General features: G+C 66.0%; 18 protein-coding genes. 6 read left to right on the forward strand and 12 right to left on the reverse strand.

The annotated features are described in order from the left end of the window. Positions 1-19: 19 nt before the first annotated feature. Entirely contained in the window at positions 20-1,072 is a 1,053-nt protein-coding gene (gene tssA, locus JI745_RS22695; protein WP_201812080.1) for a type VI secretion system protein TssA, read from the forward strand. A gap of 27 nt (positions 1,073-1,099) precedes the next feature. Here tssA and JI745_RS22700 read toward each other — a convergent pair whose 3' ends face one another. From JI745_RS22700 to JI745_RS22725, 6 genes are all read right to left on the reverse strand, one after another. Beyond that, a complete protein-coding gene (locus JI745_RS22700) occupies positions 1,100-1,885 on the reverse strand; it encodes an OmpA family protein (protein ID WP_236675100.1) in 786 nt (261 codons plus the stop codon). A gap of 2 nt (positions 1,886-1,887) precedes the next feature. Further along, the gene (gene tagF, locus JI745_RS22705; RefSeq protein WP_201812082.1) at positions 1,888-2,865 is read right to left on the reverse strand and encodes a type VI secretion system-associated protein TagF; all 978 of its coding nucleotides are present in this window, start codon (positions 2,863-2,865) and stop codon (positions 1,888-1,890) included. After that, positions 2,862-6,722, reverse strand: a complete 3,861-nt coding sequence (gene tssM / locus JI745_RS22710; protein WP_201812083.1) for a type VI secretion system membrane subunit TssM — start codon at positions 6,720-6,722, stop codon at positions 2,862-2,864. Before tssM ends, tagF begins: the two co-directional genes overlap by 4 nt. Before the next feature lie 23 nt (positions 6,723-6,745). Next, on the reverse strand, positions 6,746-8,287 hold the full coding sequence (locus JI745_RS22715) for a hypothetical protein (RefSeq protein WP_201812084.1): 1,542 nt from the start codon (positions 8,285-8,287) through the stop codon (positions 6,746-6,748). A gap of 88 nt (positions 8,288-8,375) precedes the next feature. Beyond that, positions 8,376-8,645 carry a PAAR domain-containing protein gene (locus JI745_RS22720; protein ID WP_201812085.1) on the reverse strand — a complete coding sequence of 90 codons (270 nt, stop codon included), beginning with the start codon at positions 8,643-8,645 and terminating at the stop codon, positions 8,376-8,378. An 80-nt stretch (positions 8,646-8,725) separates the two neighbouring features. Beyond that, complete coding sequence (locus tag JI745_RS22725; RefSeq protein ID WP_201812757.1) at positions 8,726-9,568, reverse strand: M15 family metallopeptidase; 843 nt, start codon at positions 9,566-9,568, stop codon at positions 8,726-8,728. A gap of 132 nt (positions 9,569-9,700) precedes the next feature. Here JI745_RS22725 and JI745_RS22730 point away from each other — a divergent pair, with 132 nt between their 5' ends. Further along, positions 9,701-10,570 (forward strand): hypothetical protein, encoded by an 870-nt coding sequence (locus JI745_RS22730; protein ID WP_201812086.1) that lies wholly within the window; start codon positions 9,701-9,703, stop codon positions 10,568-10,570. 30 nt (positions 10,571-10,600) lie between these two features. Here JI745_RS22730 and JI745_RS22735 read toward each other — a convergent pair whose 3' ends face one another. From JI745_RS22735 to tssJ, 6 genes are all read right to left on the reverse strand, one after another. Beyond that, the gene (locus JI745_RS22735) at positions 10,601-11,341 is read right to left on the reverse strand and encodes a hypothetical protein (protein WP_201812087.1); all 741 of its coding nucleotides are present in this window, start codon (positions 11,339-11,341) and stop codon (positions 10,601-10,603) included. Between the two features lie 8 nt (positions 11,342-11,349). Continuing rightward, on the reverse strand, positions 11,350-12,486 hold the full coding sequence (locus JI745_RS22740) for a hypothetical protein (RefSeq protein WP_201812088.1): 1,137 nt from the start codon (positions 12,484-12,486) through the stop codon (positions 11,350-11,352). Next, positions 12,483-15,461, reverse strand: coding sequence for a type VI secretion system Vgr family protein (locus JI745_RS22745; protein ID WP_201812089.1), 2,979 nt, complete (start codon positions 15,459-15,461; stop codon positions 12,483-12,485). Before JI745_RS22745 ends, JI745_RS22740 begins: the two co-directional genes overlap by 4 nt. 64 nt (positions 15,462-15,525) lie before the next feature. Next, complete coding sequence (gene icmH, locus JI745_RS22750) at positions 15,526-16,317, reverse strand: type IVB secretion system protein IcmH/DotU (RefSeq protein ID WP_201812090.1); 792 nt, start codon at positions 16,315-16,317, stop codon at positions 15,526-15,528. Continuing rightward, positions 16,314-17,663, reverse strand: coding sequence for a type VI secretion system baseplate subunit TssK (gene tssK / locus JI745_RS22755; RefSeq protein WP_201812091.1), 1,350 nt, complete (start codon positions 17,661-17,663; stop codon positions 16,314-16,316). The genes icmH and tssK overlap by 4 nt, the downstream gene beginning before the upstream one ends. A gap of 27 nt (positions 17,664-17,690) precedes the next feature. Further along, entirely contained in the window at positions 17,691-18,452 is a 762-nt protein-coding gene (tssJ, locus tag JI745_RS22760) for a type VI secretion system lipoprotein TssJ (protein WP_201812092.1), read from the reverse strand. A 231-nt stretch (positions 18,453-18,683) separates the two neighbouring features. Between tssJ and JI745_RS22765 the strand changes: the two genes are divergently transcribed. Genes JI745_RS22765 through JI745_RS22780 form a run of 4 tightly spaced genes read left to right on the forward strand, consistent with a single transcriptional unit; the run spans position 18,684 to position 21,848 of the window. Beyond that, a complete protein-coding gene (locus tag JI745_RS22765; protein ID WP_201812093.1) occupies positions 18,684-19,232 on the forward strand; it encodes a hypothetical protein in 549 nt (182 codons plus the stop codon). 29 nt (positions 19,233-19,261) lie between these two features. After that, positions 19,262-19,777, forward strand: a complete 516-nt coding sequence (tssB, locus tag JI745_RS22770; protein WP_201812094.1) for a type VI secretion system contractile sheath small subunit — start codon at positions 19,262-19,264, stop codon at positions 19,775-19,777. A 3-nt stretch (positions 19,778-19,780) separates the two neighbouring features. Further along, positions 19,781-21,268 (forward strand): type VI secretion system contractile sheath large subunit, encoded by a 1,488-nt coding sequence (gene tssC / locus JI745_RS22775; RefSeq protein WP_201812095.1) that lies wholly within the window; start codon positions 19,781-19,783, stop codon positions 21,266-21,268. Between the two features lie 37 nt (positions 21,269-21,305). Continuing rightward, positions 21,306-21,848 carry a type VI secretion system tube protein Hcp gene (locus tag JI745_RS22780; RefSeq protein ID WP_201812096.1) on the forward strand — a complete coding sequence of 181 codons (543 nt, stop codon included), beginning with the start codon at positions 21,306-21,308 and terminating at the stop codon, positions 21,846-21,848. Positions 21,849-21,882 lie beyond the last annotated feature (34 nt).

Consider the following 21,882-nt stretch of genomic DNA (forward strand, 5'->3'; position numbering starts at 1 on the left):
GCCGCTACACTGCCTGCCCATGAACACCGACGAGCTCCTGCAACCGATCTCCGACGCGGCCCCGAGTGGCGAAGACCTGTCGTTCTCGGCCGAGTTTGATCAGATCGCCGAGATGCGCCGCGAGGACGACCCGACGCTCGACCAGGGCGAGTGGGTGACCGCGCTCAAGGTGGCCGACTGGCCCGGCGTGGTCGATCGTTGCAGCGAGCTGCTGCGCAGCAAGTCCAAGGACCTGCGCCTCGCCATGTGGTGGGCCGAAGCGGCGACGCTCACGCGCGGTTATGCCGGCCTGCGCGACGGCATCGCGCTGTGCGCCGATCTGTGCGAGCGCTACTGGGACACTTTCTACCCGCAGCCCGAAGACGGCGACCAGGAGCAGCGCATCGGCAACCTGGGCTGGTTCCTCGGGCGGCTGGGGCCCTTGTCGACCTCGGCGCCTGTGACGAAGGGGCGTGCCGGCACGTATTCGCTGCAGCAGATGTTTGCCGCGCGCGCGCTGCAGCCTTCACCCGACAAGCCGTTGCCCGAGGATGCGCTGACGCTCGACAAGTTCAACCGCGCGCTGCGCGAGACGCCGAAAGACGATCTGCGCGCTTCGGTGGCGGCCCTCGAGGCCAGCCTGCAGCTGATCAACGGCTGGCAGGGCCTCGTCGATTCGAAGCTGGGCGCTGACGGCCCGAGCTTCGTCTCGGCGCGCGAGGCGCTTGCTTCGGCCTTGCACGAGCTGCAGCGGCTCGCGCGCGAAGCCGGCGCGATCTCGGGTGCGGCCGCGGGCGGGGCAGAAGCGGGCGCCGACGGCACGGCGCAGGGCGCCGCCGGCGGTGTTTCGGGCGGTGTCACCGGTGGCCCGCTGCGAAGCCGCGAGCAGGCGCTCGGGCAGCTGCGCGAGGTGGCCGCCTTCTTCCGCGCGACCGAGCCGCACAGCCCGGTGGCCTATCTCGCCGACAAGGCCGTGCAATGGGGCGACATGCCCCTGCACCTGTGGTTGCGCGCGGTGCTCAAGGACGCGGGCGCATTGGCCCACGTGGAAGAGCTGCTCGGCGTCGAGCCGCCGCGGGACCCGAACGCCTGAGCGTTCGGCGCACTTCGCGTCCGTGCCTTACTGGCTTACCCGGAACTCGATTCGCCGGTTGCGCGCACGCCCTTCGGGCGTGTCGTTGGCCGCGACCGGACGATCCGGCCCGGAGCCCGAGGTGGTGATGAGCGAGGGCGGCACGCCCTTGCCGGCGAGGTAGCTGCGCACGGCATCGGCCCGCGCGAGCGAGAGCACGATGTTGGTGTCGCGCGTGCCTTGCGAGTCGGTGTGGCCGATGACCTCGACCTTCTTGCTGCCCATCTTCAGGAGCGCTGCGGCCATCTCGTCGAGGATGCCGCGGCCGGCGGGGCGCAGCACGCTGCTGCCCGGCTCGAACTCGATGATGCGGTTGGCGAGCGTGGCGTCGAGCACCGTCTGCTCCTGCGCCGCCACGCGCAGGGCATTGCGCACCGCGTAGGTCGGGTTCAGGGCCGTGGCCATGTCGGCTGCCAGCTGCTGGCGCTGCGCTTCGTTGGCCACCTCGCCCTTGAGCTCGATGTTGTTGCCGCTGATCACGAGCTGGCCGCGCGACACCTGCTTGAGCTGCGGCGACACGATCTTCTGCACATAGCCGCTCCAGTTGGGCGGTGCGACGACCTGGCCGACGCCGAGCTGGTCGACCACACGCTCGGCGCCATACAGCTCGCGTACCCGCGCGAGGATGGCATTGCGCGTGGCCTCGTCGGGCACGGTGCCGGCGACGACGACCTGGTTGGGCGCGGCCGGGGCGGCGGCCTGCGCCGCAGCGGGCAGGGCGGCTGCAGCCAGCGCGAGCGGCAGCAGAGGCTTGATGAAGGACGGGAGGCTCATGCTCATTCCCCGAGGAAGGTTTCGCGAAACAGGTCCACCGCGGCGGCGAGCGAGAGCGACGGGTCACGCAGGTGGTTGGAGAGCTTGCGCAGGCCGTAGTCGGAGCCGATCCAGTCTTCGACCCACTCGGCCTCGGAGACGGTGACGTTGTCCTGGCGGCAGGTGTCGCTGTCGATCACCGAGCGCAGCGTGAGCGGCGACGCGCCGTGGAAGCCCATCACCAGCACCGGTTGCGGGCCGTGCATGGTGACGAAGATGGCCGTCTCGGCCGACGTGCGGGCGAAAAAGCGGCTGACCAGGTCGACCCACATCGTGAGCACGTGTGGCAACTGCATCGGGTCGCGCGGCAGCGGCAGCAGCAGGCCCTTGTTGAGATCGGCATGGCCTTGCGACAGCACCGGCTGCAGCAGCAGGCCGAGCGCCAGCGCCGTCTGGCGGAACGAGATGGGCGCGGCGCCGGGCGGCGTGAGTGCCGCTTCGAGTCGCTCGATCGTCAGCTGCTGGGCGAAGGCCTTGTACGACTGGCGCAGCGTGGCCGGCTGCATCTCGAGGTCGAGCGGGCCAAGCAGCTGCTCCTGCACTTCGGCGAAGTCGGTGGCCTGCTGGGCCGCGCGCACCTGCGTGTCGAGCCGGCCCCACAGCGGGCTCAGCGCCTGCGGGCTGTAGGGCAGGAACTGCTGCGGCTCGTCGACCTCGAACGAGGCGGCCAGCACGAAGGGGAAGCGGCGGCCCGAAGCGTCCTGGCTGGCCACCATGTGGCCGACGAGGCCCGCGTTGCTCTGCGTGCCGAGGATGGCGAAGTGCACCGGCGAAGCGGCGTCGTAGACGATCTTCCAGCGGGTGTCTTCGGCGAGCAGCTCGAGCGTCTGCGACATCCAGTGGTCGATGCTGTGGATGAGCGCCGAGCCCGCGCTGCTGCGCACGAAGTCGCCGCGCGACGGGAGCTTGCCGAAGTAGAGCGCCTGGGGGGCTCCGCTCATGGCTTGCCTCCCGTCGGGGCGGCGACCGGCGTGGCCACAGGGCCGGTCGTTGTCGTGGGCGGCAGGCCGGCCACCAGCGGCGGCAGCTGCACGCCCTTCAGGCCGCCCGAGGCGCTGGGCGTGTCGGCCGCGCCGGCAGCATTGGGCGAGCCGACGGCGGCGCTCGCGATGAGGCGCAGCTGCACCGTGACGGCCAGGTTGCCGCTCGGCCACGAGAGTTCGAAGACGTTGCTGTCGAGCTTCTTGCGGCGCGCCTTGCTGATCATCTTCTCGAGGCCGTAGCCGCCGGGCTCGTTGAGGAACTCGATGGTGCGGCCGTCCATGGTCACACCGGTGATGCGCACGCCAGGAGCGCCCTGGCCAGGCCACACGAAATTGGTCCAGCTGGCCACGGCGTTGCGGTAGCGCATCTGCTGGCCGTCCACTTCCACCGTGTACTCGGCGAGGCCGGGCACGGGCGTGGGCAGCATCTGGAAATTGGTCTGGGCTTCGGTGCCACCACCACCGCCGCCTCCACCCCCGCCACCGCTGGCGCCGCCCGAGCCGCCCTGGCCGGCGATCGGGGCCACCCAGGCCTGGAAGCCCGAGGCGAACTCTGGCCGCAGGCGCAGGCCGATGTCGGCCCAGGTGCGCGGGGTGATGGTGTCGCCGCGTCGCACGACCAGCGCGCCAAGGGCCTGTTCGCTGAATTTCGCGATGCCCCCATCGGGTCCGAAGAGCTTGGCCATCTCACCCGGCGTGGCCTCCAGGCGCGAGGCCTTGTCGAAGGGGTACTTGCCGGCGAGCGTGCGCAGGAAGGGCTCGTGCACCTGCGCCGCCCAGACGCGGTTGATCTCGGTCTCGGCCGCCGGGACGATGACCGCATACGACTGGATCAGCGGCCGCACGAGCAGCGGCCGCAGCGTGGCCTTGGCGGCCTCGGTCTGCCCGGCGAGCATCTGTTCGTCGACGAGCTTCAAGGCCTCGCTCAGCTCGGAGCTGCCTTCGAGCGTCTGCTGCATCAGCTGGCGGCTGGCCGGGCCGGAGTCGCCCTGGTTCTTGATCTGGTTGAAGCGCGTGCGGATCTTCGAGAGCGACTGCAGGTAGGTGCGGATCAGCGCCGGGTTGCTCTCGCGCGAGACCATCAGCCGGGTGAGGCCCGCGAATTCCTTGCCGATCGGCCCCATCGGGATGGCCGCCTGGCCGGTGGTGACGTCGAGCTTCACTTCGACCGGGCTCGGGCTCATGCGCAGGATCGACTGCTTGAACCAGTCGACGAAGCCCTTCTGTCCCTTGGCGAGCTTGTCGTTGAGGATGCCCGGGTTGTCCCACGAGGTCTGGTCGTAGAGCGCGGTGATGAGCTTGCCGACCGGCGACGCGGCCGGGTCGCCCAGGCGGTTCATGCGGATCACGGCCTGCTCGAAGCTGCCGAATTCCTTCACCGTCACGCCCTGCAGGAACTTCTGCCACTCCTGCACGTACTCGGCCTTGTAGAGCTGCACCAGGGCCTTGCGGATCTGCTCGGGGCTGCCTTCGAGCGTGAGGTCGTCTTGCGTGGCGGTCTTGAGCACCCAGTCGTCGGCGCGCGTTTCCTTGAGCGAGGCTTCCTTGAAGGCGTCTTCGATGAAGCCGTCCCACGCTTCGCGGGTGAAGGCACCCGAGATCGCGTAGCTGCCGGCCACGATCTCGCGGTCGGCCTCGTCGATGAGCCGGGCCACCGTCATCGGCGGGAAGCGCGTGGCGGCACGCGCCTTCACTTCAGCGTACACACGCTCGCGTGCCGGCATGCCCTTGACGACGCGGCGCAGGTTCTCGCGCGTGGTGTCCAGCAGCGCCAGGTTGGTCTGCGTGGTGGGGAAGTCGGCCGCCGGCACTTGCGTCAGCGCGAAGGAGAGGATGCGCTCGGCCGATCGGATGAGCTGCTCGCGCGGCATGGAGCCACGGTTCGCTTCCAGCCAGCCGCGCCAGAAGCGCGTGAGCTGATCGCCCAGGTGGCCTGTCTCCATGCGGCTCTTGTCGCCCAGCATGATGTAGGTCTTGAGCGCGTTGTAGGCGTCGGAGACATTGCTGCTCGAGGCCGCCGAGTACACGCCCATCGGCTCCGGTGCGGCGGTCGTGCCGGCAGGGCGGGTGGTGGCGCTCGTGTCGGCCGCGCGGCCGAGCGGCTGCAGCTGGGCTGCATTGGCGTTCACGTCGCCGAGGTAGGCGCCGATCGCCGCCGCGGTGGGCTTGAGCAGCACCTCCTGGAGGCCGGCGAGGTAGACGGTGCGCATCTTGGCTTCGAGCGCCTCGCCTTGGTAGAGGCCGAGGGCGATGGTCCACGGGCGCTCCTCGCGGTAGCGCTGCAACTGGTCGACGCGGTCCTGCACGATCTCCAGCGCTTCCAGGCGCGACTGCAGGTCGATGCGGCCCTCTTGCAGCTTGATGGCCTTGTTGAGATCGGCCTGCACGTTGGCCACAAGCTGCCGGTTGCCGACGTACGACCACGTCCAGCCGGCGAGCATGGCGCCGAGCAGCAGCGCGCCGCCGAAGAATGCGGCGTAGCGCCAGCGCAGCTTGTTGCGGCTGGTGTACTGCTTCACCAGGTTGGCATCGGCGAACACGACCTTGGAGAAGAGGTCGCGCAGGAAGAAGCCGTTCTGCGCCACGACCGCGGCCGTGGGGGCTGTGCCGGCTGCGGGCGTGAGGCCGAAGCGCTCGGCCACGCGCTGGCTCGCGCGGCCGGTCGATTGGCCCTCTTGCACCGCGCTCGTGAAATAGAAGCCGCGGAAGATCGGGCGGAACTGGTACGGGTTGTCTTCGAAGAGCGTGGTGATGAAGGTGCGCAGCGGCGCCTTCAACGACGAGAACTCGAGCGGGAAGGTGAGCACGCCCGGCGGCAGCTTCTCGCCGCGGTGCATCGACATGCGAACGGTCGAGGCTTCCTTCAGCCCGTCGTTCAGCTCGTCGAAGTGCTTGTCGAAGCTCGCCACCACGTCGGCCTTGGTCGCGGTGTCGTAGGGCAGGGTGGCGCCCCACACGCGCTCGCGTTCGTCGCGGTCGCGGTCTTCGAAGAACTCGGCAAAGCCCGAGATCAGGTCGGCCTTGGTGAAGACCACGTAAACCGGCGCGAAGACCTCGAGTTTTTCGGTCAGCTCCTGCACCCGCTGGCGCAGTTGCTTGGCGAGCGTGATCGCGAACTCGGGCTTGTTGTTGGAGAGCTCGGCCAGGCTCGCCGCAATGATCACGCCGTTGAGCGGTGCCTTCGGGCGGTTGCGCTTGAGCAGAGAGAGGAAGCCGAGCCATTCCTCGCGGTCTTCCTGGTGAACGGAGTAGCGGCCTGCGGTGTCGAGCAGGATGCCTTCGGTGGTGAAGAACCAGTCGCAGTTGCGCGTGCCGCCGATGCCCTGGATCACCGACGAGGTTTTGTCGGACGCGCTTTTGTCAGAGAAAGGAAAGTTGAGGCCCGAGCGCACGATGGCCGTGCTCTTGCCAGCGGCGGGGTTGCCGATCACTGCGTACCAGGGCAGCTCGTACAGCGCGGCGGAGCCCGAGGTCAGGCCGAGCTTGGACGTCTTGATGGTCTTGACGGCCTCCTGCATGCGCTGGCGCACGGCCTCCATCTCTGCACGGCTCTCCTTCGTGGGAGCGGCCTTGATCGCGCGGTCGGCTTCGGCGTCCATCGCGGCTTCGAGGTTCTTCGAAGCGCGTGCGGCCTTCCAGCGGCGAACGACCCACACGACGAGCCACACCAGCAGCAGCGTGACGATGATGGCCACCGCCCAGATGGCGCCGACCTTGAGGGCATCGGCGCTCAGGAAGAGCAGGGCGGCCAAGGCCAGCAGGCCGATCACGGCCAGCGTGCGGGCGTCCAGAAGAAACTGCCAGAGTCTTTGCATGACGAGGTGTCCGGTTCGGGTGTTCAGGCGGCCTGCGCGGCGGCGGGGGCGGCGGCCGGAGCCGGCGCGGGTGTGGGAAGGGCCGGCGTCATCAACACGGCCAGGCGCTCGAAGGGCGAGTGCGCGCCGAGCAGCAGCGCCGGTGCCTCGGAGGCCTGCACCTGCGTGGCGGTGAGGGCCGCGCAGGCGACGAGGCGCGCGATGCCCACGTCACCGCAGCCCACGCCCAGGCGCAGCACGTGCTCGCCGGCATCGAGGTGCGGCAGCAGCTGCTGCACGGTCTCGAAGACCTCGGCGGTGCGCGAGACGCGGTGGTCGGCGTCGGTGGTCAGGTGCTGGACTTGCGCCGCATCGAGGCCGCTGCCTTGCAGCGTGTCGGTCACCGACTGGACCATCGTCTGCGGCGTGATGCGGCCGCTCGCGTCGGCCGACTTGTAACGCTTCGCCAGGCTCGCCTTGTACAGCGTTGCCAGGGGCTTGACCTCGGGCGGTGCGGGCCAGTTCGGCGTGGCGATCAGCAGGCCGGCCGCCGCTTCGCCTGGCACGCGGCCCTGCTGGCGTCGGCCGGAGAACAACTCGTTGGCGTGTGTGAGCGAGGTGACCGTGCTTTCTCCGACCAGGCTGTCGGCGGCGAGGGCCCATAGCAAGCCAGGCTGGCGCTCGCGTTGCCACTGGTGCAGCTGTTGCTCCATCAGCAGCCAGAAGGCCTCGGCCGAATCGACCGGGTGCACGTGGAGTTGGACGGCGGCGCGGGCCGTGCTCGCCATCGCGCGTGACTGCCCGGCGGCCGCGAGACCGGCTTCGATGTGGGCCTCGAAATGTTGCGCCAGCCACGCACCGGCCAACTGCTGTGCGGAAAGCGGCCAGAGCGAAGGAATGCCGACGCGGATGGAGACGGCGGGAGGCAGCACGGCCGCAGTGGCCTGGCTGCGCGCCGCGGGCAAGGGCACAGCCAGGGCAGGCCATTGCGCTTCGACGCTGTCGAGCATGTCGTCCACGGCGGCTTCGAGCAGCGTCAACGCGCGTTGCATCTCGGCGAACTGGGTGTCGCCGGCCCAGTCTTGTGGAAGGCCATGCAGCTTCGATCCCGCCAGGCCTTCGAGTGTCTCGGCCATGCCGTCGGTCGAGAGGTCGCCCATCGCGGCGGTGAAGATCGCGATGCCGTCGTCGTCGCGCATCTGCTTGTCGAGCTCGATCTTGCAGTCGCCACTGGCAATGCTCGATTGCGCGGCCTTCCATTCGGCCCCTGCGCGCACTTTCACGGCAACTGCGAGCACCTGGCTGGTGAGCGGCGTGGCTGCAGCTGCGAGCGCGGCGGTGGGCTGCGCAGTGACTTTGGGCGTGGCCGCCACCACAGGTGCCGCGGCATAGGCCCGCAAGCGCTTCACCCCCCACACCATCGCGATGAGCGCGAGCGTCAGCACCATCGGCAACAGGACTAGGTGGGTCAGCAGCTGCACGGGGCTCGGGTCGACGTGCCCGGACTGCCAACGCCAGAGGGTCGTCAGCCACACCAAGGCGGTGACGACCACCAGCAGTGCGAGAACCTTCCAGACTTTGGCCATGAGCGAGGGAACAACAACGTGCGCCGGGCGCGGTCAGCGGTGCTTGCGACGCAAGCTCAGCAGCGCTCGGATGGAGCGGAGTGCCGGATCAGCACTCGTCGGTGGTGACGGATTGGGAGGAGATGAGCGTCGCGCCACAGGCGGTCTTGTCGCCATGCCGTGCCGCCGCCTTGCCATCGATGATCATGGTGTTGTCACCGGTGACGATCTCGCAGGTGCCGTGGCCCTTCTTCGGGCAGGTGACCTTGTCGCCGACGCGTGCGATGCGCTTGCCATGCGTGTCGGTGACACCTGAGGCACCGATGACTTCGCCACCATGGTCGGTCTTGTCGTTCAACACGATGAATGGACGTCCCATTGCATCTCTCCCTTGTGTGATTCGCCGCGCGTGAACTGCACCTCGCGCGAGCGCCGAAGTCTAACGGCGGGAGCGTGTTTTCAGGACCCCACTTTCGGGCGGGAGGCGATGGGTTTGCGCAGCTCCACATGGCCCAGATCGGCGTTCTGCCAGCGTCCGCCCCAGGTGAGGCCGACACGTTGCGCAACCTCTCCATACAACTCGTAACCCTTTGCGGCCCACGGGTCGCGTTCGCTGATGACGAGCTTGCCATCGCGCATGAAAGCGCTGTCGGCGGCGAGGCCGTGCTGGTGGTAGCTTTGCCATGCGGCCGCGTTGGTGACGTGCGCGCCGAGGCTCGCGAGGAGGTTCTGCCGCTCGGGGCTGCGGTAGCCCTCGATCAGCACCATCTCGTAGCCGTGCTCTTCGCGCATCAGCCGGTAGGCGAGGAGCAGGCGCTGGCGGAAGTCGGCATCGAGTGCGTCCCAGCGGCGATCGGCGGTGCTGAGCTTGGGACGCACCAACTCCACCTCGGCGGTGGTGAACACCTCGGGCGGCAGTGGCGGCGGCGGTACCAACTGCTCGCCTTGTAGCAGGGTGGCCACCACGCTGTCGGCCTGCGTGGAAGAGGTGTCGTCGTAGGCGTCGAGCGTGTGCAGGGCCCGCAACGAGAAGACGACGATCGGTGGCAGGGCGAGCAATGCGAGCGCGATCGACAGGGGGATGGCATTGCGCTGAATCCAGCGCGTGCCGCTGGCGGCCTGGGCAACACCCTGAAGCGCATTGCGCGTGGCGGCACGTTGAGCGTTCTGCTGCGCGCCCGCGAGACGCCTTCCCCACTGCGTGACGCGCTGCACCACGCCCTCGCGGAACGATGGCAGCAAGAGCAAGGCTGCCAGTGCGCACGCACCGACGAAGTACACGACGACGATCGCAATCCACATCATCTTGTTGCAAGCACGCTGCGCTGTCCCCCCATCGGGGCGTTGCTGGCCGGGATGGCCTCTCTAGAATCCGCGCACCCGCACGCGCTGCAGGCGCACCCCCGTCGACTTCAAGGCCCTTCGGCCCTTGCCATGACCCAGCCAGACAAGCCCGTTCCTGCCAAGGGCACACGCCCTCAGTTGTTTGGCGACCCCGGCCCGCACAAGCCCAGCAGCAAGCCGCGGCACCCCGACTTCGGGCCGAGCATCTTAGCCACCATCGACGGCTCGCCACGCCGCGACACGCGCACACGCGATGGCGCGCCGTTGACGCGGGTGCTCTGGATGTCGGTGCTCGCGCTGGGCGTGGTGGCGGTGTATTTCGCGGTCAAGTTCGGGCTGCTGCCGACGGGCTCGTCGTCGTCAGAAGCGCCCGTCTTGGCTGCCGCGCCAGTGGCTGTGCCTGCGTCGGCCCAGGTGATGAAGGTCTCTGACCCTGTCGGGCTTGCTGCGCTGGCGGGCGCCGCTGCATCGGCCGCTTCTGCAAACGATGGCGCCGCCTCGATTGAAAACGTGGCAGTGGCGATAGCGGCTGCCCCCGCGGCGTCTGCGGGCACTTCGGCGTCCTCCCCAAACGTCGCGGCCAGCCTCAACAACGTCCAGCAGGCGCTGGCGAGGGCAGATGGGAGCGAGCCGCGCACGACTGCTAAGCCCGAGGCGCCAAAGGAGCGTCGCGTGGTGACTGAGAGTGCACCTGCCGCGAAAAAGGAAGTCACCGCAGCCGCTCGGCCCGTGCCTCCGGCGCCTACGCCGACGTCAACGAACAAGTCTGCGAACGATGATGCCGAGTTGCTTGCAGCCATGTTGCCGCACCTCAAGCGCAAGGGATCCGCTCCGACCAGCCCGGCATTCGAAAAGCGCTGCGGTCAGCTTTCGGATGACGCGCTGGTGGAGTGCCGAGTCAAGTTCTGCAATGGACGGGAAGGGGTGGACCCAGCCTGTCCGTCTGCGGTGAGTCGCTGACGGCTGTCCCAGATCGAGGGTCGCAACGAGTCACCTCTCTCGGGTCCACACCCATTCAATAGCGCGGCCTTGGTGATCCGGTAGCCGCTCGCCCTTCTGGAAGTTGGCGTTGTGACGCAAGTCGGTGACCGCAGCCCAGACGCCGCCACGAGGGCACAACGCGCCGCTTTGCGCGAACAACAGTTCGTCGCGAGCGATCTTTGCCGAGCCGAGGGTGGCGGTGTTGTCATGATCAATGGTCAGTGAAACCCGCCCGGACTCCGAGCGCTCTCGGAACAGCGGAAAAGCCGCCTGCAAGGCGACAAAGAAGTCCCAATCGGTCAAGTCGCGTTCCGACGCTGCGGCGGTTGTGTCGGACTGGTACAGGCGACGGTAGTAGTCAGCGTTATAGGTGAGCTCATACAACTGGCGGCCATTGCCGGCCAGGATCCTCACCACGCTCAGTCCCTGCCGCAATCGCCCGTCGGCATACCGCGCGGGCTCGATGGTGCAACGCATATCGCGGTCGCGCATGAGGATGCTTCCATCCTTCTGCTTGTGGCAGATCTCGATCAGCGTTCCATCGAAGGATCTGAAGAAGAAGCGACCGTCCGGCGCCCAGTAGGCGTAGTAGCGCTTTTCGTCCTCGATCTCGTAGCTGCCATCGATGGGCAGGTCTGCGAGAACCTTGGCACCAGGCGGCATCTCGCCGTCCGAGACGGGGCGCCAGCGGCCGGTCTCGTGGTCGAGATCAATGATGTCGTCAGCGGTGTGATGTCGATAGAGCCACACGGGAAAGCCTAAGGTTTGGTTTTGTTGACGATGGCGTCGATTTCCTTGAGAAGTGCTGCGGCGCGGCCGGGGTCACCCGTTTTCTTGGCGCGGTTGAACTCCATGATCTTGTCCCATGGGAAGTCGCCCCCGCCGGGGTTCTGCGAGGACTCGATGATCTGCGCGTCAGTTTTGGGTTCGCCTCTGCCGACCTTGACCCGTTCTTTGGTCACCGGGTGAATCGCGTATCCGCGCTTCAGATCGTCATACTTCGGCCCCAACTCGTCACCGTACTGAGCGCGGTTGCGGCGATAGATGACTTCCTTGAGCTCGGGGTCCGTTTGGTCCTTGAACTCCTTGCCGATCGCGCGACGTTCTGCATTTGCGGCTCGCGCGATTTCTTCGTCGCTCTTGCCTGCGGCCTTCATCCGATCGACGAGGCCTCCCACACGTCGCTTGACGGCAACCTCGTAGTCAAGCCGCATCAAAGGCTTGGCGCTGTGGGCCAGCGTGTTTGCGGTGTCGGTCGCGCCGTCGACCCTGGCTGGCTTGGCCCGGTCCAGGAGCGAGTCAAGTTCCTTCTTCAGGAAGCTCATCACGGCGGGTATCTTGTCCTTGCCCAGTGCTTTCAGCCGCTGGATCTGCCGCTCGACAAGCTTCAGCTTTTCGACCTTGTCACCTAACACCTGACGGGCCAACCACATGTGGCGCACATCGGACAGGCCAAGAATGATCTTCTCGGTGATCTCGTTGAAGTGGCGCACTATTTGGCGGCTGTACTGATCGATCGGCAGGCTTCGGAGCCAGCGCACCGGGTCTCCCTTGCCGGCGCCGCGGATGATCGCCAGGATGGTCCCGAGTGCTTCGTCGGCGTGGCGACCTCCCCTGCGCAGGAATTGCACCAGAACCTTGAACACGCCTTTTAGCAGACTACCCAGCACGGGGATCAGGCCGATCAAGGTGATGGCAAGCGCGACCCAGTTCCAGAAGTCGTCATCGTCCTTAGAAAGACGGTGAAGATTGGCGATGACGTCTCGAATGTCCGCGAGTTGATCGAGGATGGGAATCGCGGTGATGATGCTCCCCACAATGGTTTGCGAGAGACTCGGGTCTTCGTTGAAGTCACCCTGTAGCACGCCCCAGAACCAATCCAGCGCGTCGTTCATCGGGCATCTCCTTGGTAGAGCAACTTGTAGAGCTGCGCCGCTTGTTCCGGAGACACGCTGCGACCGTATGCCGGGTTCGCCGGGCCTTCGTCAAAGGGATCAGGCGTCCACTCACGGGCGTCCTCTCCGATCTCGATTCGTGCGATACCGCTCTTCACTCCGTCGATGTGCAGCAGCCCCTGTGCGTCCAGCGTGCCGGACCGCATGCTGCCATCGGACATGAAGGCCTTGACGGTGGCGCCCACGACCGGAGAACCATCGTAGTAGCGCCTTTCGATATCGATGTAATGGGTCAGTTTGCCGGCCAAGCCTTCCGGCAACGCCGGGATGGTGACCGCTGCACTCGCGCCTCCGCCCCAGCTGTGGCTCGCGGCCTTAACCGTGAAGCTGCCCGAGGTGGCGAACTCGATGTCGCCCCCATTCAGCACGACCTTAGAGTCACCCCCGACGATCTCGATACGCTCCTTCGCCGTGACCGTGATCTCGTCGTTGACCGAGATCACCGTGATGTCCTTGTCTGCGAGCAACTCCAGCGCATCGGTGTGCGCGCGCAGCGAGAACTTGCCGTTGGCGGCGATCGCCTGCAGTTCGCCTTCGTGCGTGTAGAGGCTGGTGGTCTCGCCTGAGACGAGGCTGGCGGTGTGCGCGGCTGCGGCGTGGATGTCGGCCTGCGCCACAAGCGTTGTGTCTTGCCCCGAGTAGCTTGCGATGCTGGCCGGGCTCGTGGTGATGGCAGCGCTTGGCGTGTCAAACACGATCACCGGCTTGGCGAACTGGGCCACCGGATCCTTGGCCTCGCGGGTCGCTCCTTGCTGCTCGCTCGGATGCTTGCCGTCTTGGGTGATGTCGATCGTCTCCAGAAGGTTTTGAAGCGCTGCTTGTGCATGGGCCTCATGGCTCGTCAGGGCGAGCGCGCCCTGCGCTTGTGCCGCCTGGCCCAAGGCCTGCCCAAGTTGCTGGGCGCCCTTCAGCTGCGCAACGGCCTCGTGGACGTCCATCTGGCCGCCCTGCGCGCTGCCATAGCTGCCGGCGCGCGCTGTGGTGGACAGCAGCAGGCCCTGCGCGGCACGCACGCTGGCCCAGCCGTCGGTGTGGCCGTAGAAGCCAGAGCCCAGCCACGCGCCGCGCTGTGCGCTGCCCGAGCCCTGGCTGATGATGTGGCCCAGGCTCAGCTCGCTCCAGGGTGAGCCAGCGCTGTGGCTGGCAAGACGCATGCGCAGCTGGCCGGTCGCGTCGTCGATCACCCATTCGTTGGCGCCATCGTCGTCGAGCGTGTGGCTGTGCCAACCTGAGAGCGTGCCGGGGTGGTTGGCACCCGAGTTCACGCCGGCCGGCCAGGGCAGGGCGTCCTGGCCGTTGTACAGCTGGCCGACGACCACGGGCCGATCCAGGTCGCCTTCGATGAAGTCGACCAGCACCTCGGTACCCACGCGCGGCATGAAGACGGCGCCCCAGTTGGCGCCCGCGCTGGCCTGGGCAACGCGCACCCATTGGCTGGAGGAGGCATCGCCCGGGGCATGGCCGGTGTCGTCCTGCCCCGGCGTGGTCGGGCCGGGCAGCCCGCCGGCGAGGGGAGATGCGCCGCGTTGCCACGGGAACTGGATGCGCACGCGAAGGTCGCGCTCGGTGGTAAGGGGCTCTTCGGCATGGCCGACGACCAGCGCGGTCTGCACCCCCGGCGCTTGGGGCTTGGCGCGGGCAGAGGGCACGAGCGTGGCGGCGGCCGGAGCAGCCTGGAAATGTTGCTGGTAGCTGCCCGCTTCGAGGTCGGTGCGCTTGAGCAACTGGGCCGCTTCGCTGCCGAGGTTGTTGGCGGCTTCGTGTTGAACGGCCAGCACGACGAAGCGGCTGTCGTCCGAGCCAAGCGGATAGCGGCTGTGCTCGGTGAGCTGGAAGTCGGCGCCGGGGGCCAGCGTGCGCACGGCGCCATCGCCGAGTAGCGTCTTGCAGGCGAGTTCATGGCGCGCGAGGGCCAGTGCCGTGCGCTGGTCGGCAAGGGGCGTGTGGGCGGTGTCTTCGTCGGACTCGAACCGGCTGTGTCGGCGCTCGCCGTGACCTTCGTATTGCTCGAGCTCGGGCAGATCGCCCTGGGCCAGCGCGCTGCGCGATTGAGCGCTGACGCCCGCGAGCTGGCGAGGGTCCCATGCGGCCAGGGTAACGGCGTTGGGAACGACCTGCCGCGACAGGGCGATGGAGGTGAGGGTGTCTTCGGGCAGGCCGTGGCGCCGTACATCGGGGCGACCGAAGCGCAAGGCGCCCAACGAAGGACGCTCGGCCGACGGGTCGCTGATGACGAGGCAGTGCTTTGCGTTCTTGGCCTCGCTCAACGGACGGTCGTCGTCGATGTGTTCCAGGCGCCAGTTCCAACCTTCTTCTGCGAGCAGGCGCTGCACGAAGGCGGCATCGGTCTCGCGGTACTGGGTGGTGGTGCCGCGACGCGGCGCGGCCTCCAGGGCCTCGGGGCTCAACTCGAAGCGAAAGTTGGCCTGCGGATACGCGCGCAAGACGGCGTTGACGATCTCATCGGCACGTTGGCCGAGGAAGACGCGCGTGTCGTGCCGCAGTTGCAGGAAGTGGGTGAAGGCGACGAGCTGCAAGCGATAGCGGGCGAGGCCCCCATCGGCCCCGAGTTGCGCTGCTTCGGCCACGTAGCCGTGCCAGGTGCGGTAGCGGCCGTCGGCGCACATGAGGCGCAGGCTCATCTGCTCGCCGATCAGCGCCTTGAGCGAGAGCTGCGCGCTGGTGCTGAGGCAATCGACTTCGGCGACCAGCGGGCTGAGCGTGGCATCGGGTTGGCCCAGGCCGCTCACGTCTTCATGCCAGCGTGCGCTCTCAACCACCAGCGTCGCGCTCGGCAAGGCGGTTTCGATCTGCAGCAGTCGCTTGTGCTGGCCGATCGACAGCAGGGCCTTCAGGCGATTCAGACCTTCTGATACTGCTGAGGTGACCGCCGAGGTCATGGTGCTCGGGTTCATTTTTTTGTACCTCTCCCTTTGTGCCGCAGACGTTCTTGGGTCTGCGCACGTGTGTCTTACGTCGTCACGGCAGTGTGATCGTCACGTGCACCGCCTGCGGCGCAAGCTTCACCACCTCCTGATAGGCCGCGAGGTCACGCTCGGTGCTGCGGGTCAGCTGCCAGCGCATCGCGGTGAAGGCAAGCACGCCCAGCAGCGCAAACACCGAGCCGATCACCCACAACGGCACTTCGTTCTTCAGGCGGTTGCGGACCTGGTCGGGTGGCGCCCAGTGAGGCGCGAATGCAGCGCGCGAGCCCTTGAGGTGGGCAATCTCATCGCCCAGTCGCGCCGTGAGGTAGTTGAGCTTCTCGCTGCCTTCGATCAGGTACTTGCCTTGGAACCCCATCAGCAGGCACATGTGGAAGACCTCGAGGATCTGCACACGCGCTGCGCCTTCTCGCCGCAATGTTTCGAGCTTGGCAAAGAACTGCTCGCCCGCGAGCTGCTCGCCGAAGAACTGCAGCTGCAGCGGCTGGCGTTGCCAGGCGTCGCGCACCTTGAACTGCGACATCAGGATCGCTTCGTCGACCGTGGCGCAGAAGGCGTACTTGCACAGGTGCACGTCTTCGGCCGAACTGCCGAGCTTGGTCGCACCGCGCTCGAGGCCGGTGAGGAACTCCTTGATGTGCGAGCGGAAGGCGTCGGCATCGGTCGGCCCTTGCTTCGCGCGCAGCAGAAAGAGCAGGTAGAACCCGTCGTACATCAGGTCGATGAGCGTGCGGGCCTCGCGCGGCGTGCTGCCACTGGTGGGCGTGAGGCCCGGCGTCGTGGCGCCGCCGAACAGCGACGGCGGCTGGGTGGCGTGTGCGTTCATGCGTTGATGGCGATGAGTTCGAGTTTGATGTCGGCAATGCCGGCTGGCACGTAGATCGAGATGGCCTGCGCTTGCAGCATGCGTTCATAGAGAGCGCCCCGCGGCTCCAGCGCGAAGTAGTAAGCCCCGGGTCGCACCGGGATGGCGGCCGGCACTTGCACCGAGTGCGAGAGCGGCACGCCAGGCAGTGCAGAGAGCACCAGCTTCTCCACATCTTCCGGCGCTCCGATCTTGAAGCGCAACGGCACCGCGTCGACCAGCTCGGCCGGCGGCATGGAGGCGCTGACGCCGAGGTACAGGTTGGTCGAGGCCGTGATCTGTTGCGCATCGAGCCGGCCTTGGTGGAACGACGGCCGCACTTCAGACAGCGAGACACCGAAGTAGCGCGTGGAGATCACCGTCTCCAGCAGCTCGCGGATGATGTGGTCGAGGCGGAAGAATGCCGGGCCGGGGTTTGCGTGGTCGTAGGCAGGCAGGTCGGCGAGCGTGAAGCCCTTCGAGAAGGTCATCAGCGCGCCAGCGAGCTCCAGCAGCCGCTGGAAGAGGCGCTCGGGGTGCAGGCCCGGATGGCGCATCAGATGCGCAAGCGATGCATACGCGCCGCTGGCCGTGTGCAACAGCCAGAACGACGCGACGTCTCCGGAGCGGAACTCGATGATGTTCTTTGACGGTTCGCGGTGGAAGCCATACAGCGCGTCAACCTTCGCCTGCAGCACGTCCAGCAGGCGGCGCAGGTAGAGAAAGACCACCGGCGATGCCTGGATGGTGAGCGACGGTGGCACGTAGCGTGGGTCGAGCTCGAAACCGCCGGTCGCGTTGCGCCGCACGCGCAGCACCGGCATGCTGACGAGGTGGCCGCGCGGGTCGTGCTCGGCGATCAGCTTGACCGACTTGCCGAGCAGGCTCAACGGCGCGGCCGCCGCGTCGGTGTACTGGTCCTCGACGTCCTTCTGCACCTGGTAGTAGCGCGCGGCAGTGTCGGCTTCTTCGCGTGTGGAAGCGAAGTTGCTGCCGTTCGTGCGCAGCGGCGCAGCGGCAACATGCAGCACCGACTCGTTGCCTTGACCGAAGGCCGTGTCGAGCGCGAGCGGCTCCGGCAGCTCATCTTCAGCGGGTGCGTTGTAGAACTCGCCATCGGGCAACACCATCTGCAACTCGGTGAGTCGCAGCCGGCCGGCCTGCAGGGCATCGGTGTCGACCTTGATGCTGCGCACACCCCAGGCGTATGGATGCAGACCACGCACGGCTTGTGCAAGCCGCCACTCGTGATAGGCGTCCTGCTGCTGGAAGTGCTGCGGCCGCAGAAAGAGGCCTTCGCCCCACAGGACTTTGGGTGTCGGGATCAAGTTCTACCTTCCAGGCGAATCTGTCATTCAGTTGAGGGCGCACATCGAGTTGCTGAGCTTCAAGGCGCTGGTGGGCACGCCGATCGGCTGACCATTGGCCACGCTCAAGGCGCAGGCATGTGCCCCAAGCACGAGGCCGTCGCCGAATTGAACGTTCTCCAGCTCGAAGGCATAGCGCCAGCGCTGTGGCGCTGCTGCACGGAACAGCGCGACCACACCGACGTGCGTCGCTTCGCGAGCCCAGCGCTCGCTGATGCGTTGCTGCTGCCCAGGCAGGAGGACGATCTCGCGGCTTTCGATCAGCTCATCGCCAAGTGTTTCTTTCTCTTTGCCGTTGTTACCGAAGGTTTCCTGCGGTGCATTCAGAAACGCAGTGGCGCCGCGCAGCTTGTAGACGCGCACTACCAGCGAGAGTGATCGGCCTGCGGCGTCGACGTTGAGCGAGTCGCTTGCCGCGAGCCTGAGCGTCATGGGTCGCGCAGGCTTGGCGGCTTCAGGCAGCTCAGGTGCTTGAGGCAGCTCCGGCTTCTTGAAGCCGATCGTCTCGAGCGCCTTTTCTCCCATGTTGCCGAGCCCTTCGCCGAACTTCTGCGCGCCGCTTTGAATGGTCGCGCAACCAGACAGCGCTACCGCTGCGAAGAGCAACATCACATGCGTGAGATGTCGATGCTGTGATGGTTCTCGCGTGGTCATTTGTTGATCGTCGCAATGCTGCGAGCGCCGCAGTTTAAGGGCGCATACAAGCAGTTGCGCATCGCGCCCCTCAAGAGAGGGATGGTCCGCAAACATCGATCCAGTAACACTGCGTAAGCCTTGCGGACATTGCGAATTTTTGCGATTTAATCCGCGCCAGCAGAAGCTGGATCAAACCATCCAACGCCACGCGCGCTCGCACAACGAGCGATCTAAGGGAGTAGTTCTTCGATGTTTTCTGACAGTCGCCTTCAGCGGCCGTTGATGGCTTTTGCCTTTGCAGGCAGCCTCGTGTTTCTCGGTGCTTGCGGCAGCACGCCCGCTCCTGTGAAGACGGCGCTTGCGCCAAGTTATGCGGACCTCATGGCTTCTGCCGAAGAGGCTCATCGCAAAGGCGGCGTGGTGGAAGCGATGGGCTTCTACGAGAAGGCTGCCAAGGCCGACCCTTCGAAGAAGCAGCCTTGGGTGCGCATCGCGCAAGCGCAGTTCGATGCTCGCAACTACGGCTCTGCCATCACGGCATCGCAAGAGGTGCTGCTGCGTGACACGAGTGATGTCACCGCGAAGAGCATCATGGCCGTGAGTGGCTTGCGAGTGTCGGCCTACGCGCTCGATCAGCTGCGCATGGCCAATGCTGTCGGCGGCAACACACGCGAGGAAGCTCAGGCGCTGGCGCGCATCATGCGCGACTCTCTTGGCGAAGCGATTCTTCCGCCGGCAGCCGTGGTGACTGCACCTGCGGCCGACAAGCCTGCGATTGCGCGACCCGTCGTCGCGCCTCAGCCGCAGCCTTTGAGGCGCCCATCTGCTGCAGCGTCTGCGCCTGCAGCGACACCCGAACCCAAGCGCAACCCGTTCGATGCCCTGAAGGGCTGAGAGTTAGCCCGTCTGTTGAGAGGATCCCCATGGCCAAGAAAGACAGTGTTCAAAAGCGTCTCGAACGCGTTCGCCCGCCGCGCGTGCAGCTTTCCTATGACGTCGAGATCGGTGATGCGATCGAGAGCAAGGAGCTTCCATTTGTGATGGGGGTGATGGGCGATTTCACCGGCAAGCAAGATCCCGACAAGCCCCTTCCCAAACTCAAGGACCGCAAGTTCGTCAACGTTGACCTCGACAACTTCGACGAGGTGCTCGAGGGCATGGCACCGCAGGCCAGCTACCGCGTCAAGAACAAGCTCAGCCCCGAAGGCGGCGAGTTCGCCGTCAACCTGCAGTTCAAGTCGCTTGACGACTTCAGCCCCGAGGCCGTGGTGCAGCAGGTCGAGCCGCTGCGCAAACTGCTCGAGGCACGCACGAAGCTGTCCGACCTGCGCAACAAGCTGGCCGGCAACGACAAGCTCGAAGATGTGCTGAGCGAAGTGCTCAGCAACACCGAGAAGCTCAAGCAGCTCGGCCAAGAAGCCGGCAAGGATCAGGAGTAAGCCATGAGCGCCACGTTGCAATCCGCGAATGCCGCCGCGGCCGAAGCCACGACAACCGGCTTGCTCGACGACATCGTCGCGCAGAGCAAGGTTGCCAAGACGACCACCGAGCACAACCGCGCCAAAGACATCATCGGCGAGCTGGTGAAAGAAGTGTTGCAGGGCACGGTGGTCGTGTCGGAAAACCTCTCTGCCACCCTTGATGCACGTGTGGCCGAGCTGGACCAGCTCATCTCCGCGCAGCTGAGCGAGGTCATGCACGGCGCCGACTTCCAGAAGCTCGAGTCCTCCTGGCGCGGCCTGCACTACCTGTGCAAGCACACGAGCACTGGCGAGCAGATCAAGATCAAGGTGTTCAACACCACCAAGAAAGAACTGATCCGCGACTTCAAGACCGCGATCGACTTCGACCAGAGCGTTCTGTTCAAGAAGGTCTACGAAGAAGAATTCGGCACGTTCGGTGGCGCTCCCTTCGGTGCACTGATCGGCGACTTCGACATCGGCCGTCAGGCCGAAGACATGTACTTCGCCGAGCAGATGTCGCACGTGGCGGCAGCTGCGCACGCGCCTTTCATCGCAGCGGCTTCACCGGAGTTGTTCGGCCTCGAAACCTTTACCGACCTCGGAAAGCCGCGTGATCTGGCCAAAGTGTTCGACACTGTCGAGTACGCCAAGTGGAAGTCCTTCCGCGAAGCCGAAGACTCACGCTACGTGGGCCTCACCCTGCCGCGCTTCCTGGGCCGCCTGCCTTTCAATCCGAAGGACGGCATCACGACCGAAGGCTTCAACTTTGTCGAAGACGTGACGGGAGTCGATCACTCCAAGTACCTCTGGATCAACACCGCCTACGCCATGGGGGCTCGCCTCACCTCGGCCTTCGAGACCTACGGTTGGTGTGCTGCGATCCGCGGTGTTGAAGGCGGTGGCCTGGTCGAAGACCTTCCGACCCACACCTTCCGCACCGATGACGGTGAGATCGCCCTCAAATGCCCGACCGAGATCTCGATCACCGACCGCCGCGAAAAGGAGCTCAGTGATCTTGGCTTCATTCCACTGGTTCATTGCAAGAACACCGACTACGCGGCGTTCTTCGGCGCCCAGTCGACCCAGAAGCCCAAGAAGTACGACAGTGACGCCGCCAACGCAAATGCAAGCCTGTCGGCTCAGTTGCAGTACATGTTTGCGGTCTGCCGCATCGCGCACTACATGAAGGCCATGATGCGCGACAAGATCGGGAGCTTTGCCTCCGCAACCGACGTGCAGGCTTTCCTGACTCGCTGGATTTCGCAGTACGTCACCACGGATGAGACCGCCTCGCAAGATGCCAAAGCCAGGTATCCGCTGCGCGAGGCATCCATCGAAGTGTCGGAAGTCCCGGGGCGCCCCGGGGTGTACCGAGCGGTCTCGTTCGTCCGGCCGCATTTCCAACTGGACGAACTGTCCGTGTCTTTGCGTCTGGTGGCGGAATTGCCATCGGGCGGAAAAGGCTGACTTCTGAACCAAGTCCTGAACTAAGGGAAGCAAATAAATGAAAGACATCTACGTTGATTTCCACGGTGGTGACATCAAGGGTGAAACCGAAGATGCCAAGCACAAAGCTGCCAACTGCATCGAAGTGAGTGCGTTCTCGCACAAGATCACCCAGCCGAAGTCGTCGACTTCTTCCAACGCCGGTGGTCACAGTGCCGAGCGGACTGAGCACGGCGAGATGATCTTCACCAAAGACATCGACAAGGCATCGGCCAAACTCTGGCAAGCGTGCTCGGCCGGTACCGTGTATCCCAAGGTCACGGTCTACTTCTACCGTGCCGTCGGTGGCTCTAACTCCACCACCACCGGTGCCACCGCCAATGCGCGCACGAACTACCTCAAGATCGAGCTGCGCAACGTGCTGGTGTCGTCGGTCAACACCAACATTGCGAGCGACACCGAGCTGCCGACCGAGACCTTCGGTCTCAAGTACGCCGCTGTGAAATGGACCTACGCCAAGTCGCAGATCACTGGCACTCAAGCGGCCCAGATGGACGCCGAAGGCGCGTGGGATCTGTCCAAGAACGTCGCGTTCTTCTGATCTTCCAGCCGACTTCTGGTGTTCCCGGAAGGCG

It is taken from the genome of Piscinibacter sp. HJYY11 (genome assembly GCF_016735515.1).
In the GTDB taxonomy this organism is placed as follows: domain Bacteria; phylum Pseudomonadota; class Gammaproteobacteria; order Burkholderiales; family Burkholderiaceae_C; genus Rhizobacter.

Bases quoted from the DNA above. Each gene is read 5' to 3' on its own strand.
- JI745_RS22730 (WP_201812086.1), top strand. From the start codon at position 9,701: ATGACCCAGCCAGACAAGCCCGTTCCTGCCAAGGGCACACGCCCTCAG.
- tssA (WP_201812080.1), top strand. From the start codon at position 20: ATGAACACCGACGAGCTCCTGCAACCGATCTCCGACGCGGCCCCGAGT.
- JI745_RS22740 (WP_201812088.1), bottom strand. From the start codon at position 12,486: ATGAACGACGCGCTGGATTGGTTCTGGGGCGTGCTACAGGGTGACTTC.
- JI745_RS22715 (WP_201812084.1), bottom strand. From the start codon at position 8,287: ATGGCCAAAGTCTGGAAGGTTCTCGCACTGCTGGTGGTCGTCACCGCC.
- tssJ (WP_201812092.1), bottom strand. From the start codon at position 18,452: ATGTTTGCGGACCATCCCTCTCTTGAGGGGCGCGATGCGCAACTGCTT.
- icmH (WP_201812090.1), bottom strand. From the start codon at position 16,317: ATGAACGCACACGCCACCCAGCCGCCGTCGCTGTTCGGCGGCGCCACG.
- JI745_RS22700 (WP_236675100.1), bottom strand. From the start codon at position 1,885: ATGAGCCTCCCGTCCTTCATCAAGCCTCTGCTGCCGCTCGCGCTGGCT.
- JI745_RS22725 (WP_201812757.1), bottom strand. From the start codon at position 9,568: ATGTGGATTGCGATCGTCGTCGTGTACTTCGTCGGTGCGTGCGCACTG.
- tagF (WP_201812082.1), bottom strand. From the start codon at position 2,865: ATGAGCGGAGCCCCCCAGGCGCTCTACTTCGGCAAGCTCCCGTCGCGC.
- JI745_RS22745 (WP_201812089.1), bottom strand. From the start codon at position 15,461: ATGAACCCGAGCACCATGACCTCGGCGGTCACCTCAGCAGTATCAGAA.
- tssC (WP_201812095.1), top strand. From the start codon at position 19,781: ATGAGCGCCACGTTGCAATCCGCGAATGCCGCCGCGGCCGAAGCCACG.
- JI745_RS22780 (WP_201812096.1), top strand. From the start codon at position 21,306: ATGAAAGACATCTACGTTGATTTCCACGGTGGTGACATCAAGGGTGAA.
- JI745_RS22720 (WP_201812085.1), bottom strand. From the start codon at position 8,645: ATGGGACGTCCATTCATCGTGTTGAACGACAAGACCGACCATGGTGGC.
- tssM (WP_201812083.1), bottom strand. From the start codon at position 6,722: ATGCAAAGACTCTGGCAGTTTCTTCTGGACGCCCGCACGCTGGCCGTG.
- tssB (WP_201812094.1), top strand. From the start codon at position 19,262: ATGGCCAAGAAAGACAGTGTTCAAAAGCGTCTCGAACGCGTTCGCCCG.